This window comes from Chlamydia pneumoniae TW-183 (assembly GCF_000007205.1).
Taxonomy (GTDB): Bacteria; Chlamydiota; Chlamydiia; order Chlamydiales; family Chlamydiaceae; genus Chlamydia; species Chlamydia pneumoniae.
Genome location: NC_005043.1, coordinates 166,629 through 183,203, shown reverse-complemented (window position 1 = coordinate 183,203; position 16,575 = coordinate 166,629). Strand labels below are relative to the sequence as shown.

Below are 16,575 nucleotides of genomic sequence, written 5' to 3'. Positions count from 1 at the left end.
CTCTTAATTGATATTTTTAGCGCACCTAAAACCATACGTACTATTTACAGCCCCAGGATTATTACGATGGCGATGAGCACAGCGAAGATCATCTTTTAAGCTCTTCCAACATCCCCCTCTTAGCACCCGATAGACTCCTTGAGCAGGACCTTGAGGACTCTCTGGCTCTTGAGCAGAAATTTCATAAAAATCATACCCATACCAATCTTGGCACCACTCGTAGACATTCCCTGCCATATCATAGAGGCCATAAGGATTGGGTGGATAACTCATGACTGTTGTCGTATCCGCAGTGAAAAAATTTGCCCGGCTTTTTTCGACTTCCTCCCCACAGGGATAGCGTAGCGCAGCCACCCCGCCAGAAGCAGCTATTTCCCATTCAGCTTCTGTAGGCAGGCGTTTTCCTATCCATTCTGCATACCCTGAGGCTCCATACCAAGTAACCCCAACGACAGGGTGCTTAGCATAACCTGGCTCTATAACAAGCCTACCCGAACGACGCTGTATACGAGAATCTCGCAATCGGATTAACTCATTATAATACTTATCCTGTTCACTACCACAACATTCTAAATAACGAATAAACTGTTCGTTCGTCACAGGATGAACATCTAAGAAAAAGCTATGTAAAATTACCTTATGTACAGGAAGCTCATCACGTTGCCCTTCGACACTTCCTCGGGAGAATTCTCCTCCCTCTATTAAAACCATTTCTGTAAGTATGGGTTGCGGTTTGGGTTCTTCTTTCTCAGCTTCTACATAACGACTCACTACTGGTTCCCGAACTAATAAAGACTGTAGAGCTAGGGAATACCCTTCCTCCTCAACTCCAGAACTACTTTCGGATTCTATAGCGGTATCCATGGCTTCATCTATGGAGCATGCTTCCACTAACACAAATTCTAAATGTTCCGCAGATTCCTTCTGCTGGTGACTTACCTTCGTTTCCCCTACTTTAAGGACCGCTTGAGGAAGATTCTGAGAAGATTCCAAAGGATCTGGCACTTCCCTTAAAGAGCTTTCTATACAGTTAGTGACAACATTTTGCAGCTCTTCTCCTAAAGTTTTTTTTCTTATTAAGGGGAAAAGTTCTTTTGCCCTTTCTTCCATAAAACAACTTAAACAAGAGCTAATTAAAAAATCCCAATCATAGATAAAATCAGAAAAAACTTTCGAAGGCATAGGGAAAATGCCTTGAGGAAGAAAACCAAAAAGTAAATAATAGGTGATAGCACCAAAAGCATACGTATCTTCTCTACCTTGTTTTCCTTCTGAAGTGTGAAGTAGTACCCTTTCTTTTATTTTAGATTCTCGATTCTCCTCATCTGAAATAAACCCGTCCAAAATACGTTCTTTTATCAATGAAGCAAACCCCAGATCAGGGAGTATGACTTTAGGAACACCATTCAAAATATGAATATAGACAGAATCAAGATTCCACTCTTCTTGAGCCAGTCCTTCTGAATGCACATAATCTAAAAGAGAAGCGAGTTGGCTTACAATATCTACAATTTCTAGCTCTGTAAGTTTGCGGGGAATACTTTTTAAATATTGCGTTAGTGAAAGGATGGGGATGTCTTGCTCTTGTGTTACCAAGAAACATCTTCCCTCAGATTCAGAAACATTTTCTATACTGAGGATGCCTGGATGGTTTAATTTTGCTAGTTTAACAACAACATCATGAAAAGCTTCCATGAATGGTTGAGAACTTCCTAGATCAGGAAGAAGTAATCGAATAAGGTAACGTTTTTTTATAAATCGATGTTCGGCTAAAAGATCTTCGCTCCATAGGCTCTGCCCCTTGCGATAGAGAATCCTATAGTCACCTAAAAACTTAGCTCCTATATCTTTCTCACTTTCCATAGAGCTAACTCTCCACCATTTGCCTTATATTTATATAAGTTAACTATAGATAGCAAAAACGAAGATTGCAATAAACAAACAAGAACCTCTAGTTATTCTTGAGGTTCTTTTAAAACAACGGAAGGAAAAACCTACAGTTAAAATACTAACTTAGTAGGTTAGATAAAAAATCTAACTTCCCGCCCCTGAATTGAGATCAAGTTGGGTTAAAGGTGACCCCCCGCCGCGACCGGCTTCTCCTGCAACACCACCCTCTAGAGGAGGAGTTGCTGAATTTCTTTCATTAGGCTCACCGTTGTTCCCTGGACTCGGTATTTCAGCCTTAGGTATATTAAGCAGTCTCAAAGTAATCAGTATTGCCCAAGCTAATAATGCTACACCCAGCAGCATTGTTATAGCACCCGCAGCCATTCCTAAAGGACAGCAACCAGCAAGAACTACAAGACCTAGTCCGAGTAAGGAGATAGCTACAACAGCAATGATAGCTGCTATAACAGATCTAGCAATACTCGTTGCTCTCTCCTCTGTATTAAATGCTGGTATAGCCTCTCTAGAACAGTTTACACATCCTACTGATGTTGCGGCTGATGTTACGGCTTCTTTTATAGATTGAACAGCCATTGGTCCCCCATGCTATTTTGTTTTTATTCATTATCTTTTTAAGTTATTCAACTTAGATCTTACTTGTATTAAAGTTTCTTTACTGATTAGCAAAGCCTCTCCCTTAAGTACCTCTACGCTTTAGAGTCAATCATCTGACATCTGATCGATAGCTTGAGTAACTGCCTGTATCTCTGCTTGAAGTTCCTCTAGGCAAGATGGCGTTGACGCTCTTGGAGATCCATCACCCGGAAGTCCCATTCCTGAAGGTGCCGCTCTTGAAAATCCACCATCTAAAAGCTTATCCCGTAGCAATCCCTCACCCGGTAAAACTCTCTTAGAACCACAACAATTAGAAAATAAACCCCACAACCAAAATAGACTTAAAGCTAAAGAAATTGCACCTAAAACTATAGCGCAAATTCCCCCCATTAAAATAACTCCCGGGACACACCAACAAGTAATGGCAATACCACAAACAAGCGCTCCCAACCCCAGAGTCAAAACTAAAATCGAGCACACAACACGGGGCGCATCCGAAAGACTTTTCTTAAAAGGGACAACACTTTTTGAAGACAATCCACCAAAGCCAAGGCCATGAACTGTCTGGAAAACAACTTCCGAACTGCTCATACTAATTCCAACAATAATTTAAAAAATGCGAATTCATCTCAAACACTTTAATCCTACCAAAGCTTGGAAAGCAAGACTTACTTTGATTCAAATCTTTCATGACATCTGCAATATGAGGCTAAAAAATAGCTCAATTCTTATTTAAAAAAATATTGCAACAAATAAAGATCTGTTAAAAATTAACACTTGCAATGTTATAACATGTTATAAATAAGAGCAATACAGAAAGAACTGATCAAGTTATCTTTCAGACTCCATTAAAAGCAAGGTGTTAGCTTTTTGAGGAGCCACTTTGGATATGATTTTTTTCACCTCATAAAATAAAGCGAACGAACGATTGTCTTTTTTAAGAAATCCCTGATCCTCCATAAGTCTTTCCGCAATTATGAAGTATTTCAAAGCCTTTGTATACTCATGTCGATCACATAGGATTTTACATAACCTTAAATGAAGAGAAAGATCATTAGGGATATCCTCAACGCATTTTTCTAAAAGAGCAACCGCCTCCGCTGTCTTCCCCAAATGAAATGCTACTGAAGCAAGACGACGCTGTCCTTCACAACATGGCATCGAGCTTTTCATAGCCTTTTTGAGTTCTTCTTCATAAGAAGCTATCTCTTCATAATTGGATCCTGGATAAGAAAATAAAAGAGCTAGTGTTGGAATGTTGATTCTACCTTTAAGGTAGTCATAAGCCACCGATCCTTTCTGGGAAGCGCGAGGACTTTTACCAATCAAAGATTTCCCCTCTTTTTTCTTTCCTCCTAGGATTTGAACAAACCCCAAAAGCTCTTGTAGTTCCTCGTCTCCCAAATACTCTTGAGCCTTTTTATAAGCCTCTTCCGCTTCCTTATACTTTTTCTTCTGCAGAGCAAAAGAGCCCTGGTTCATAAAAGTAAGCCCTATCATTTCTTCAGGAGTACGCACCTGAAGGTCTTCTAAATCTAGACAATCACAGTAACTTGCTGTAGGAAGATGGCGCCCTCCAGCTGTAGTCTCAATGTTCACCTCACCACCCTGATAACGTAAGTAGATATGCCCAGGAGGCGTCACAGCCTCTAAAGGTAAATCTAAGCGCTGTGACAAAGAGAAATAAAGAGAAGAGACCCCTAAACATACGCCGAATTTTCTATCTGTAACTGAAGAAAGAAAAGAAAATTCATCAGAAAACATTTCTTTCTTCGAAGGATAACGAACTGCTTCTTCATAGAAGAGTATCGTATTAATAGCTTCTATAGTTGCCTTATGAAACTCGGAGGTTCCAGGAACACAAGGAGACTGATCTAAATACCTTTGACGTTCTGCATGAATACGCAACGCCAAAATATCAAGGCAATTGCTATAGTAGTCAGCTCGGTTCTTCCCTAAATCTCCAGAAAACTCCGACACTACTAAAGCACGAGCCAAATCTGTATTCGGGTCTATTTCTGTAGACCCTCTCAAAGAAGCCAATGAGAGGCCTGGGTAAGAAAGTTTTTGGATCAATGAAATTTCTTCAGGAGAAAAGCCACGGTCTACTTTCCCTAAAGTAAGAATCATTGTTGCAAATATGGGGACTTCGTCTTTTTGGATTTGAGGAAAAAGCTCTCGTATTCTCTTGGAACTATAGTCATCATGGTAAAGCACTTGATAAGCACAAAGACTTTCTAGTTTATACGGATCAAGATTCCAAAACTTCTGGCAGTCTTCCTGTAGCTTAAGATCTCTGGATATAACAGAAGCTTTCTTATCATAAGTTTTTGTTACATTATTCGCACATTCCAAGTCGGGGATAGGAAGCAAGAATGAAACAAGGCCACCTACAAACATATACCTTACTATAAAGCTCTTAAACATAGGACTTCTTAAATTTCTGTGACTGCTCTTGTTTAGCCAAATGAAGCTTGCCGCACAATTCTAATCCTACACACACTTTATCGTCCTAGTTTTTTTATGATCCCGGGAAACAAGAAAGCGTAGCAAGAAGACATAGAATCTAAAAACCTATCCATTCTCTTAACAAAGAGGGCTTTTCCTAGTATCTAAAATTCCGCACCCATAGAAAACTCTCTAAGAAGGAGTTTCCACTTTTTTAAATACGAGCACCTCTTTTGCCATCGTCAACTCAATCGATGTATCAGGTTTAATATCTCCTTTAAGCAAAGCCTTAGAAAGCAAGATCACAACTTTTTGTTGGATCAAACGTTTTAAAGGGCGGGCTCCGAAAGCACTGTCATAACCCTGTTCACTAAGAAATAATATTACAGAATCATCCCAAGATAAATTGATCCGCCGTGCCTTTAATCTCTGGGCAATCCTTCGCATTTGAATGCCAACTATTTTCACGATATCTTCTTTCGTTAATGGAACAAAAGGAAGTATCTCATCAATTCGGTTCATAAATTCAGGGCTCAAGTATCTTTTCAATACTGGAGAGACTACAGAAAGAATCGCTTCTTTCGTAAGCTCACTTCCTTTTTTTGAACAATAATCTGCAAGTTCTGGAGAACCTATATTTGATGTCATGATAAACAAGGCATTTTTACAATTTACTTTGCGTTTTTTCCCATCCGTAAGAATCCCATCATCAAAAACCTGTAAAAGGATATTTAGAACTTCCTTATCTGCTTTCTCTATCTCATCAAAGAGAACTACTGAATAGGGACGTCGTCGAAGAGCCTCAGAAAGACTCCCACCTTCCTCATAACCCACATACCCTGGAGAAGATCCTATAAGCTTGGAAATGGAATGCTTTTCCATATACTCTGACATATCGAAGCGGACCATAGCTTCCTCTTTATTGAAAAGAAGATCTGCAAGAGCTTTTGCAAGCTCGGTTTTTCCTACCCCTGTTGGCCCTAAAAATAAAAAGACTCCTAAGGGACGTTGAGGATCATTTAAACCTACACGTGCAGCACGAATAGAATCACTAACCGCAGAGACTGCAAAAGGCTGTCCTACCACACGTTCTTCTAAGGATTCTTCAAGAATTAACAGTTTCTCAGCTTCCCCTTCTAGCATTTTTTGCACAGGAATCCCTGTCCAATTAGCTACCACTTGCGCAATCAATCGCTCGTCAACTTCTTCTTGAAGGAGACGGTTATCTCTTTGATTTAAAGAGGCTTCATCCTGTTTGATTTCTTCTTCAAGTTGGGGAATTAAACTATACCGAAGCTCAGCTACACGATTATAGTCTGCAACACGCTCCGCCTCCTCTTCAGAAAATTTCATACTTTCCAAGGAATTCTTTTTTTCCTTGAGCCCCGAAATCAACTTCTTCTCTTCATCCCAACCCAAACGTAGAGATGCTAATTCCTCTCTCAAAGCATCTATAGACTTCTGCATAGCATCCGCCTCTTCTTGATAGGAAGGAGATTGCTCGCGTTTTATAGCCTCTTGCTTAACGATCAAAGCAGCAAGCTCTCTCTCCTTTTCATCAATAGGAAGAGGAAGACTACCAATTTGCATGCGAATTAAACTTGCCGCTTCATCTATCAAATCGATAGCCTTATCTGGAAGAAAGCGATCTGGGATATAACGATAGGAAAGTAGGACTGCGGCATTCAAAGCCCCCTCTGTAATCCTGACTCCATGGAAAATTTCATATTTTTCTCTTAGTCCACGAAGAATAAAGACAGCATCCTCCAAAGAAGGCTCTGTCACAAAAATAGGCTGAAATCGACGTTCCAAAGCAGCATCTTTTTCAATATACTTCTGATACTCATTCAAAGTCGTCGCGCCAATACAGTGTAGCGTCCCTCTTGCTAATGCAGGCTTTAAAAGATTCGCAGCATCCATAGCTCCATCAGTAGCTCCTGCTCCAACAAGAGTATGCACCTCATCAATAAAGATAATGTGCTCGCCATCTCCAGATTCTACATCTTTTAAAACACTCTTTAGTCTTTCTTCAAACTCACCTCGATACTTAGCTCCTGCAATCAAAGCTCCCATATCTAAGACATAAAGCTGTTTACCTTTGAGAGATTCAGGAACATCACCCTGGATAAGCCTAAGAGCTAATCCTTCTGCTATAGCAGTTTTCCCTACACCCGGCTCACCAATAAGCATAGGGTTATTTTTAGTTCTACGGGAAAGCACTTGGATGGTTCTACGAATTTCTTCATCTCTACCGATCACAGGATCCAGTTTACCTTCACGAGCTAATGCTGTTAAATTTTTACAATACTTTTCTAAACCCTGAAAATTACTTTCAGCGCTTGGCGAATCCATACGATTTCCTCGTCGTATTTTAGTAATCAGATTCTTAAGATCTTTAAAACTAACTTTTGTTGTTTGCTTCCAAGAATTAAAAGGCTCTTTGTTTGAACTCCAAAAAGCAAGCAGCAGATGATCTCCAGAAATGTATTCATCTCCTAATGTCTTTGCCTCTTGTTTGGCATCCCTAAGAAGGGTTTGTAAACCCGGAGAAGGTTTAGGATCCACCTCTCCTTCAACTACAGTCGGCTCTCGTGAGAGCGCATCTTTAACTGCCGTATTGAGCAAACCAGGGTTCCCATGAATGTCCTTAATTACCAAATAAAAGAGAGACTCTGTATTTTCTAATAAAGCCAGTAATAGGTGATTTTCTGTGACATAGGTATGTTTCGAAGATTTAGCAAGTTCGAAAGCCTTCTCTAAAGCTTCAGAGACAGCATCGGAAAATTTCTCCATAAAATTCACCCCAAGCACTTTTTAAAAAGGTTTTTCTTATTACATAGGAATAATAAAAAATCTATAAACTTTCCTCTGAGAATGTAGAAGAGGCAACTTTATCAAACCCTATCGAAATACTACCAAACCTAAACGTCTAACCTAAGAGGATCTCTTTCCCCTTTCTAAAAATACATTAGGAAGTGATCTCTTGAACTGTCTGAAGAAAGCGGCAACTCCTAAGGACCAATTTCTTCACAAATCAAGGACTTAAAGATCGTGACTATAGAGTGGCATCCACCTTGTGCTTGTCAAACATAAACAGAAAAAACAATTAAAAGATTTTTAATTACCTGAGAAATTATCAAATTATTCGCATCTAAAAACTAAGAAAAGAAAAACAGTTTGCTTAATGCTAATGATTTTATATATTCCAACTAAATTACAAATATTTTTAAATGATCTAGTTATAGTTGGACAAAATATATCCTATGTTCTTAAATGCTAGAACATTGTGGAAAGTATTAAGTAACGATTCTGTCTTTCAGAAACGCCTATAACTTGTTTATTCTTATTTTTAATCCTATAGAAAATTCGACGTTTTTCTACTTAGCTCTTTCCATTTCACTAGTCTGAAGGAGGACAATCATGAATACTTCACTAAAAAGACCTCTGAAATCTCATTTTGATGTTGTCGGTAGTTTTTTGCGTCCTGAGCATTTAAAAAAAACTAGAGAAAGCCTTAAAGAAGGCTCTATTTCTCTAGATCAACTCATGCAAATTGAGGATATCGCTATCCAAGATTTGATCAAAAAACAAAAAGCAGCAGGTCTTTCTTTTATTACTGATGGAGAATTCCGCAGAGCTACGTGGCATTACGACTTCATGTGGGGTTTTCATGGCGTAGGTCACCACAGAGCTACAGAAGGAGTTTTCTTTGATGGAGAACGCGCTATGATCGATGATACCTATCTGACAGACAAGATCTCTGTATCTCACCACCCATTTGTGGATCACTTTAAATTTGTAAAAGCTCTAGAAGATGAATTTACGACTGCAAAGCAAACTCTTCCTGCACCGGCACAGTTTTTAAAGCAGATGATCTTCCCTAATAATATAGAGGTCACACGTAAATTCTATCCTACAAATCAGGAGCTAATTGAAGATATTGTTGCAGGTTATCGTAAAGTCATTCGCGATCTTTATGATGCTGGCTGCCGCTATCTCCAATTAGATGACTGTACTCGGGGAGGTTTAGTAGACCCTCGAGTCTGTTCGTGGTATGGTATCGATGAAAAAGGTCTTCAAGATCTGATTCAACAATATCTTCTGATTAATAATCTTGTAATTGCAGATCGTCCCGATGATCTAGTCGTTAATTTACATGTATGCCGTGGGAACTACCACTCAAAATTCTTTGCTAGTGGTAGTTATGACTTTATTGCAAAGCCCCTATTCGAACAAACAAATGTAGACGGCTACTATTTAGAGTTTGATCATGAGCGTTCTGGAGACTTCTCTCCTCTCACCTTCATTTCTGGAGAAAAAACTGTCTGCTTAGGTCTTGTTACCAGCAAAACCCCTACACTTGAAAATAAGGATGAGGTCATTGCTCGCATACATCAAGCAGCAGACTACCTGCCCTTGGAAAGACTCTCTCTAAGTCCACAGTGTGGTTTTGCTTCATGTGAAATAGGAAATAAATTAACAGAAGAAGAGCAATGGGCTAAAGTTGCTCTAGTAAAAGAAATTTCCGAAGAAGTTTGGAAATAATGAAACCAGAGCTGGTTGGAACCTCTATAGATCCAACCAGCTCTTCCCTTTATGTACGTTATCTAGTTCGTTTTCTATCTTAATTTTAAAGTCACTCCTATTCTAAATCGAAGGGGACTTTGGAAAAATTTCACTTCAAAATACTCCAACTATTGTCTACTAAGAATTCCATTCTTAATTTTTGTTCGCACTTCGAGATTTCTAGAGTATCCCATGACAATGCAATACAAAAGATCCGTTCCTACCCACTAAAACCTATAGCAGAAAATAGGATCAATACGCTTTCATTTAAAGATCTGAAAATCGATTACCCTAAAGACTCGTCCAAAAGGTTTCGATTTTTGTATAGTATTGGAAGAATCCCTTTGCATAAGCTGTGGGAATATTTTGTAACATAGTAGTAGCGCTGTGGAAAAAGATCTTCATCTTCATGAGAAAAAATGCCTGGCCCATGAGGCTGCTACACAAGTAACTTCAGGCATGATTCTTGGCTTAGGCAGTGGATCTACAGCTAAGGAATTTATCTTTGCACTCGCCCATAGAATTCAAACAGAGTCCTTAGCAGTTCATGCTATAGCTTCTTCTCAAAATTCTTATGCTCTAGCAAAGCAGCTTGCCATCCCCCTCTTAAATCCAGAAAAATTCTCTTCCCTAGATCTTACGGTAGACGGTGCTGATGAAGTCGACCCTCAATTGCGGATGATCAAAGGTGGTGGCGGAGCCATTTTCAGAGAAAAGATTCTTTTAAGAGCAGCAAAACGCAGCATTATCCTTGTTGATGAAAGTAAACTGGTTCCAGTCCTAGGAAAATTTCGTGTTCCTTTAGAAATCAGTCGATTCGGTCGCTCAGCAATTATTGAAGAAATCCGCCATCTTGGATATGAAGGAGAATGGCGCCTACAAGATACTGGTGACCTATTTATTACAGACAGCAGCAACTACATTTACGATATTTTTTCCCCCAACTCCTACCCAAATCCTGAAAAGGATTTATTAAAGTTAATACAAATTCATGGTGTTATTGAAGTCGGGTTTGTTATAGAGAAAGTCGAAGTGTGGTCTAGCAATAGCCAAGGTCTAATCAGCAAAAAATATTCTGTATGAGCTTAGAAAAAGAACTCCTAGAAGAAACCCCCTTAGTACTTCTCAATTTTTACAAACTTGTCAGTTTTTGTAATTATGCAGGCATGATCTTAGGTACTGAAGAAAAAAAGTTCGCTATATATGGGCACGTTTCCATGGGGCAAGCATTTCAAGGTGCTGATACTGAAGGACACTCTCCTCAAAGACCTTTTGCTCATGATCTACTGAACTTTGTCTTTTCAGGTTTCGATATCCAAGTGTTACGTGTAGTAATTAATGACTATAAAGATAACGTTTTCTACACAAGACTCTTTTTAGAACAAAAAGATCGCGAATTTCTATACGTCGTTGATGTCGATGCCCGTCCTAGCGATAGCATCCCTCTCGCCTTAACTCATAAAATCCCCATCTTGTGTGTTAAATCAGTATTTGATGCTGTAGTCCCCTACGAAGAATAAACTCAGAGATATTATGAAAATTCCTTATGCACGCCTAGAAAAAGGATCTTTGTTAGTCGCTTCTCCTGATATAAACCAAGGAGTCTTTGCTCGTAGTGTCATCCTACTTTGTGAACATAGCCTCAATGGTTCTTTCGGTCTCATCTTAAATAAAACCCTGGGATTTGAAATCTCAGATGACATCTTTACCTTTGAAAAAGTCTCCAATCATAATATCCGCTTTTGTATGGGAGGCCCCCTACAAGCAAACCAAATGATGTTACTTCATTCATGCTCCGAAATTCCTGAACAAACGTTAGAAATTTGTCCATCAGTCTACTTAGGAGGAGATCTTCCCTTCCTCCAAGAAATCGCCTCTAGCGAATCTGGGCCAGAAATCAACCTATGTTTTGGCTATAGCGGATGGCAAGCAGGACAACTTGAAAAAGAATTCCTAAGCAATGACTGGTTTCTAGCTCCAGGGAACAAAGACTACGTCTTTTACTCAGAACCAGAAGATCTCTGGGCTTTAGTTCTTAAAGATCTTGGAGGAAAATATGCCTCGCTTTCTACAGTCCCTGACAATCTATTGCTAAACTAACTCACGGCTTTTTCTAGCCATTAAAGATCAGCTTCTCCAAAATATGTGGAAACTCACTAAAAGAAATTCCATGTTGAACTGCTCAAATCAAAAGCATACCGTTACTTTTGAAGAGGCATGCCAAGTCTTCCCAGGAGGCGTGAACTCTCCCGTTCGGGCCTGCCGTTCTGTAGGAGTCACACCCCCTATAGTGAGCTCAGCACAAGGAGATATTTTCCTAGATACTCACGGACGAGAGTTTATTGATTTTTGTGGAGGCTGGGGAGCTTTAATTCACGGCCACAGTCATCCCAAAATTGTCAAGGCTATCCAAAAAACAGCTCTAAAAGGAACCTCCTATGGCTTAACCTCTGAAGAGGAAATTCTATTTGCAACAATGCTCCTCTCCTCGCTCAAACTCAAAGAACATAAAATCCGTTTTGTATCCTCGGGAACGGAAGCAACAATGACTGCAGTACGTCTCGCTCGAGGAATCACAAACCGCTCTATTATTATCAAATTTATAGGGGGATATCACGGTCATGCAGATACTCTTCTTGGAGGCATCTCAACAACTGAAGAAACTATAGACAACCTAACTTCATTGATACACACGCCCTCTCCACATTCTTTATTGATATCCCTGCCTTATAACAATAGCCAAATCCTACACCATGTCATGGAAGCTCTAGGACCTCAAGTAGCAGGAATTATCTTTGAACCTATATGTGCAAATATGGGTATCGTCCTTCCCAAAGCCGAATTTCTAGACGATATCATAGAACTCTGCAAACGCTTCGGAAGTCTTTCTATTATGGATGAAGTCGTCACAGGATTTCGAGTGGCATTCCAAGGAGCTCAAGATATTTTCAATCTCTCCCCCGATATTACCATCTATGGAAAAATCTTAGGAGGAGGCCTACCTGCTGCAGCCCTTGTAGGACACCGCTCAATTCTCGATCACCTCATGCCCGAAGGCACCATATTCCAAGCAGGTACCATGTCTGGGAACTTCCTCGCTATGGCTACAGGACACGCCGCCATTCAATTATGCCAATCCGAAGGATTCTATGACCATCTCAGCCAATTAGAGGCTCTCTTTTATTCTCCAATTGAAGAGGAAATCCGATCTCAAGGATTCCCAGTATCTCTAGTACATCAGGGAACGATGTTCAGCCTCTTTTTTACAGAATCTGCACCCACAAATTTTGATGAAGCAAAAAATTCCGATGTAGAGAAATTTCAAACCTTCTACTCTGAAGTATTTGATAATGGAGTCTACCTTTCTCCATCTCCCCTCGAAGCAAACTTCATTAGCTCCGCACATACCGAAGAAAACCTAACTTACGCACAGAACATCATTATCGATAGCCTGATTAAAATCTTTGACTCTTCGGCTCAAAGATTTTTCTAATAGTCTCTGCTTTTCACATGCCAGGGCTCATCTTCATACTCTTTCTGAAAATTAGATAGAGATGATAAAACTTAATACGTTGGAAAAAATCTCATCTGCGGATGGTTTCCCCTAAGAAACTAAAACATTCCAAATACTAACACTCTAAAATACTGCCGAAGTTTATAGAATATGAAATGTAATCCTCTCTACCACAGATAGATACGCCGAATTACAACCCCCATTTTTTTGGAAGATTTCTAAAGGAAAACATCAAGCCATGTAAAATTCTAAAAGTACAGAAAGACTCTAAATGCATTTATAATTACTAAACATGGAACTAGCTAATATCTTACATATAGAATAGTTTGATGAGCTAAGAATACTTACTTGTTTTTATAACAAAACCTTTACAATAATGGGCACTTGTGTACTAATGCTATTTTTTAAATAAGTCTGTTCTATGAATGTTGCGGATCTCCTTTCTCATCTTGAGACTCTTCTCTCATCAAAAATATTTCAGGATTATGGACCCAACGGACTTCAAGTTGGAGATCCCCAAACTCCGGTAAAGAAAATCGCTGTTGCAGTTACCGCAGATCTAGAAACCATAAAACAAGCTGTTGCGGCCGAAGCAAACGTTCTCATTGTACACCACGGAATTTTTTGGAAAGGTATGCCCTATCCTATTACCGGCATGATCCATAAGCGCATCCAATTACTAATAGAACACAATATCCAACTCATTGCCTACCACCTTCCTTTGGATGCTCACCCTACCTTAGGAAATAACTGGAGAGTTGCCCTGGATCTAAATTGGCATGACTTGAAGCCCTTTGGTTCTTCCCTCCCTTATTTAGGAGTGCAAGGCTCTTTCTCTCCTATCGATATAGATTCTTTCATTGACCTGTTATCTCAATATTACCAAGCTCCCCTAAAAGGATCTGCCTTGGGCGGCCCCTCTAGAGTCTCCTCAGCAGCTCTGATCTCAGGAGGAGCTTATAGAGAACTCTCTTCGGCAGCCACGTCCCAAGTCGATTGCTTCATCACAGGAAATTTTGATGAACCTGCATGGTCGACAGCTCTAGAAAGCAATATCAACTTCCTAGCATTTGGACATACAGCCACAGAAAAAGTAGGTCCAAAATCTCTTGCAGAGCATCTAAAAAGCGAATTTCCTATTTCCACAACCTTTATAGATACGGCCAACCCCTTCTAATCTTTAAACCAAGATTTGTTCTTGGCTTTTTCTTAAAGATTGTCTTATAATGAGCTTTCTCATTCATCCTGACTCTTAAAAAGGAGTTCCTTCCCTCATGACTACTGAACTGAAAACCGAAGCACTCCCAACAAGAACTCAAGTAGATCCAAAGCATTGTTGGGACACAACTCTCATGTACGCAAATAGAGAGGAGTGGAAAAAAGATTTCGATCTTTGTAGCTCTGGAAAAGATCGTTCTCCCATATGGCCCGAATTCTCTCCCTCTCATTATCAAATCGATAACCCCGAATCTTTACTCGAACTTTTATCAAAAAAATTCTCTGTAGAACGAAAATTAGACCAACTCTACATATACGCTCACCTCATCCACGATCAAGATATTACAAATCCCGAAGGGGAAAGCGACTACCAATCCATTGTCTATCTCTACACTCTCTTTTCTCAGGAAATTTCTTGGATCCAACCAGCTTTAATTGCTCTTTCTGAAGAAAAAGTCGCTGCCTTGCTATCCAGCTCAGTGCTCGCTCCCTATAGATTTTACCTAGAAAAAATTTTCCGTCTTTCTCCCCACACAGGAACAGCAAACGAAGAAAAGATCTTAGCCTCCTCGTTTGCAGCCCTTAATGTCTCAAATAAAGCTTTCTCTTCCTTAAGCGATGCAGAAATTCCTTTTGGTATAGCTAAAGATTCAAACGGAGAAGAACATCCGCTATCCCATGCCCTGGCTTCGCTGTATATGCAATCCCCAGATCAGGAATTGCGCCGTACTGCCTACTTAGCTCAATTCCAACGTTACTATGATTACCGTAACACCTTCGCGAATCTTCTCAATGGGAAAGTCCAAGCGCATCTCTTTGAAGCCAAAGCAAGAAATTACCCTTCGTGCCTAGAGGCATCCCTATTCCAACATAACATCCCTACAACTGTTTATATCAATCTTATAAACGAAACAAAGAAACACACTTCTCTTATCAATCGGTATTTTAACCTAAAAAAAGAAGCTCTAAATCTAAAAGAATTCCACTTTTATGATGTTTATGCTCCTATTTCCCAAACTACAAGTAAGAATTATAGTTATGAAGAAGGCGTTGACCTAGTTTGCAAAAGCCTCCTTCCCTTAGGGACTCATTATGTTGAAATTCTAAGAAATGGTCTTCTTTCAAATCGTTGGGTAGACAGATACGAAAATAAGCACAAGCGTTCGGGAGCCTACTCCTCAGGATGCTATGATAGCGCTCCTTATATTCTTCTAAACTACACGAATACACTCTATGACGTTTCCGTCATTGCCCATGAAGCTGGACATAGCATGCACTCCTACTTCAGTAGAGAAGCACAGCCCTATCATGATGCCCAATACCCTCTGTTTCTTGCTGAAATTGCCTCAACATTCAATGAGATGCTCCTCATGGAAGCTCTCAGCAAATCAGATCAAAGTAAAGAAGACAAAATCGTAATTATCACTAAAACTCTAGACACCATATTTGCGACTCTGTTCCGTCAAACCTTTTTCGCTGCCTTCGAATACGAAATTCATTCTGCAGCAGAACAAGGAACTCCTCTTACTGAAGAGTTCCTCTCCGCAACTTACGGTAATTTACAAAAAGAATTCTACGGAGGTGTTGTAACCTCGGATTCCCTATCTGCATTAGAATGGGCTAGAATCCCTCACTTCTACTATAATTTCTATGTTTATCAATATGCGACAGGTATCATAGCTGCCCTCTCCTTTGCTGAAAAAATTCTTACACAAGAACCAGGGGCTCTCGAACTTTATTTAAAATTTTTGAAAAGCGGAAGGTCTGACTTCCCACTCAATATATTAAAGAAATCGGGATTGGATATGACCACCTCTGCTCCATTAGATAAAGCCTTTGCATTCATTACGAAAAAGATAGACCTACTCTCTTCCTTGCTTTCAGAAGATTGAGTTTTTAGCACTTAAAATTATTGAGTGCTAAAATTATTGCACAAAAAAAAACGCTTTGTTATCGTGATTGCAGAAATAGCAAAGTCTCTTAGAACGTAAAACATAAGGAGCATATAAATGTCTGATCAAGCAACGACCCTCCGAATTAAACCTTTGGGCGATAGAATCTTGGTAAAAAGGGAAGAAGAAGAAGCCACTGCTCGTGGAGGAATCATCTTACCCGATACAGCAAAAAAGAAACAAGATCGTGCTGAGGTCCTTGTTTTAGGCACAGGCAAACGAACTGATGACGGTACTCTACTTCCTTTCGAAGTTCAAGTTGGCGATATCATTTTAATGGATAAGTATGCAGGTCAAGAAATCACAATCGATGACGAAGAGTATGTCATTCTACAGTCCAGTGAAATCATGGCCGTCCTAAAATAAAATACT

Annotated in this window: 13 protein-coding genes; 8 read left to right on the top strand and 5 right to left on the bottom strand. The window is 39.7% G+C overall.

Annotation, left to right across the window (positions count from 1 at the left end; genetic code table 11):
- Positions 1–3: 3 nt before the first annotated feature.
- The 5 genes from CPB_RS00745 to CPB_RS00725 form a co-directional block, all read right to left on the bottom strand.
- The gene (locus CPB_RS00745; protein WP_011126076.1) at positions 4–1,863 is read right to left on the bottom strand and encodes an SUMF1/EgtB/PvdO family nonheme iron enzyme; all 1,860 of its coding nucleotides are present in this window, start codon (positions 1,861–1,863) and stop codon (positions 4–6) included.
- A 171-nt stretch (positions 1,864–2,034) separates the two neighbouring features.
- On the bottom strand, positions 2,035–2,484 hold the full coding sequence (locus tag CPB_RS00740; RefSeq protein WP_010882797.1) for a hypothetical protein: 450 nt from the start codon (positions 2,482–2,484) through the stop codon (positions 2,035–2,037).
- Between the two features lie 126 nt (positions 2,485–2,610).
- Complete coding sequence (locus CPB_RS00735; protein ID WP_010882796.1) at positions 2,611–3,096, bottom strand: hypothetical protein; 486 nt, start codon at positions 3,094–3,096, stop codon at positions 2,611–2,613.
- A gap of 240 nt (positions 3,097–3,336) precedes the next feature.
- Positions 3,337–4,905 (bottom strand): transglutaminase family protein, encoded by a 1,569-nt coding sequence (locus tag CPB_RS00730; protein WP_010892125.1) that lies wholly within the window; start codon positions 4,903–4,905, stop codon positions 3,337–3,339.
- A 240-nt stretch (positions 4,906–5,145) separates the two neighbouring features.
- Entirely contained in the window at positions 5,146–7,746 is a 2,601-nt protein-coding gene (locus tag CPB_RS00725; protein WP_010882794.1) for an ATP-dependent Clp protease ATP-binding subunit, read from the bottom strand.
- Positions 7,747–8,373: 627 nt separating this feature from the next.
- Between CPB_RS00725 and CPB_RS00720 the strand changes: the two genes are divergently transcribed.
- From CPB_RS00720 to CPB_RS00680, 8 genes are all read left to right on the top strand, one after another.
- The gene (locus tag CPB_RS00720) at positions 8,374–9,498 is read left to right on the top strand and encodes a 5-methyltetrahydropteroyltriglutamate--homocysteine S-methyltransferase (protein WP_010882793.1); all 1,125 of its coding nucleotides are present in this window, start codon (positions 8,374–8,376) and stop codon (positions 9,496–9,498) included.
- A 408-nt stretch (positions 9,499–9,906) separates the two neighbouring features.
- Entirely contained in the window at positions 9,907–10,602 is a 696-nt protein-coding gene (rpiA, locus tag CPB_RS00710; protein WP_010882791.1) for a ribose-5-phosphate isomerase RpiA, read from the top strand.
- On the top strand, positions 10,599–11,039 hold the full coding sequence (locus tag CPB_RS00705; protein WP_010882790.1) for a bifunctional nuclease family protein: 441 nt from the start codon (positions 10,599–10,601) through the stop codon (positions 11,037–11,039). Before rpiA ends, CPB_RS00705 begins: the two co-directional genes overlap by 4 nt.
- A 10-nt stretch (positions 11,040–11,049) precedes the next feature.
- On the top strand, positions 11,050–11,619 hold the full coding sequence (locus CPB_RS00700) for a YqgE/AlgH family protein (RefSeq protein ID WP_041466948.1): 570 nt from the start codon (positions 11,050–11,052) through the stop codon (positions 11,617–11,619).
- Between the two features lie 70 nt (positions 11,620–11,689).
- The gene (gene hemL / locus CPB_RS00695) at positions 11,690–13,012 is read left to right on the top strand and encodes a glutamate-1-semialdehyde 2,1-aminomutase (protein WP_010882788.1); all 1,323 of its coding nucleotides are present in this window, start codon (positions 11,690–11,692) and stop codon (positions 13,010–13,012) included.
- Between the two features lie 442 nt (positions 13,013–13,454).
- Positions 13,455–14,210, top strand: a complete 756-nt coding sequence (locus CPB_RS00690; protein ID WP_010882787.1) for a Nif3-like dinuclear metal center hexameric protein — start codon at positions 13,455–13,457, stop codon at positions 14,208–14,210.
- Between the two features lie 97 nt (positions 14,211–14,307).
- Positions 14,308–16,143, top strand: a complete 1,836-nt coding sequence (gene pepF, locus CPB_RS00685) for an oligoendopeptidase F (protein WP_010882786.1) — start codon at positions 14,308–14,310, stop codon at positions 16,141–16,143.
- A 117-nt stretch (positions 16,144–16,260) separates the two neighbouring features.
- Positions 16,261–16,569 carry a co-chaperone GroES gene (locus CPB_RS00680; protein ID WP_010882785.1) on the top strand — a complete coding sequence of 103 codons (309 nt, stop codon included), beginning with the start codon at positions 16,261–16,263 and terminating at the stop codon, positions 16,567–16,569.
- Positions 16,570–16,575: the final 6 nt, after the last annotated feature.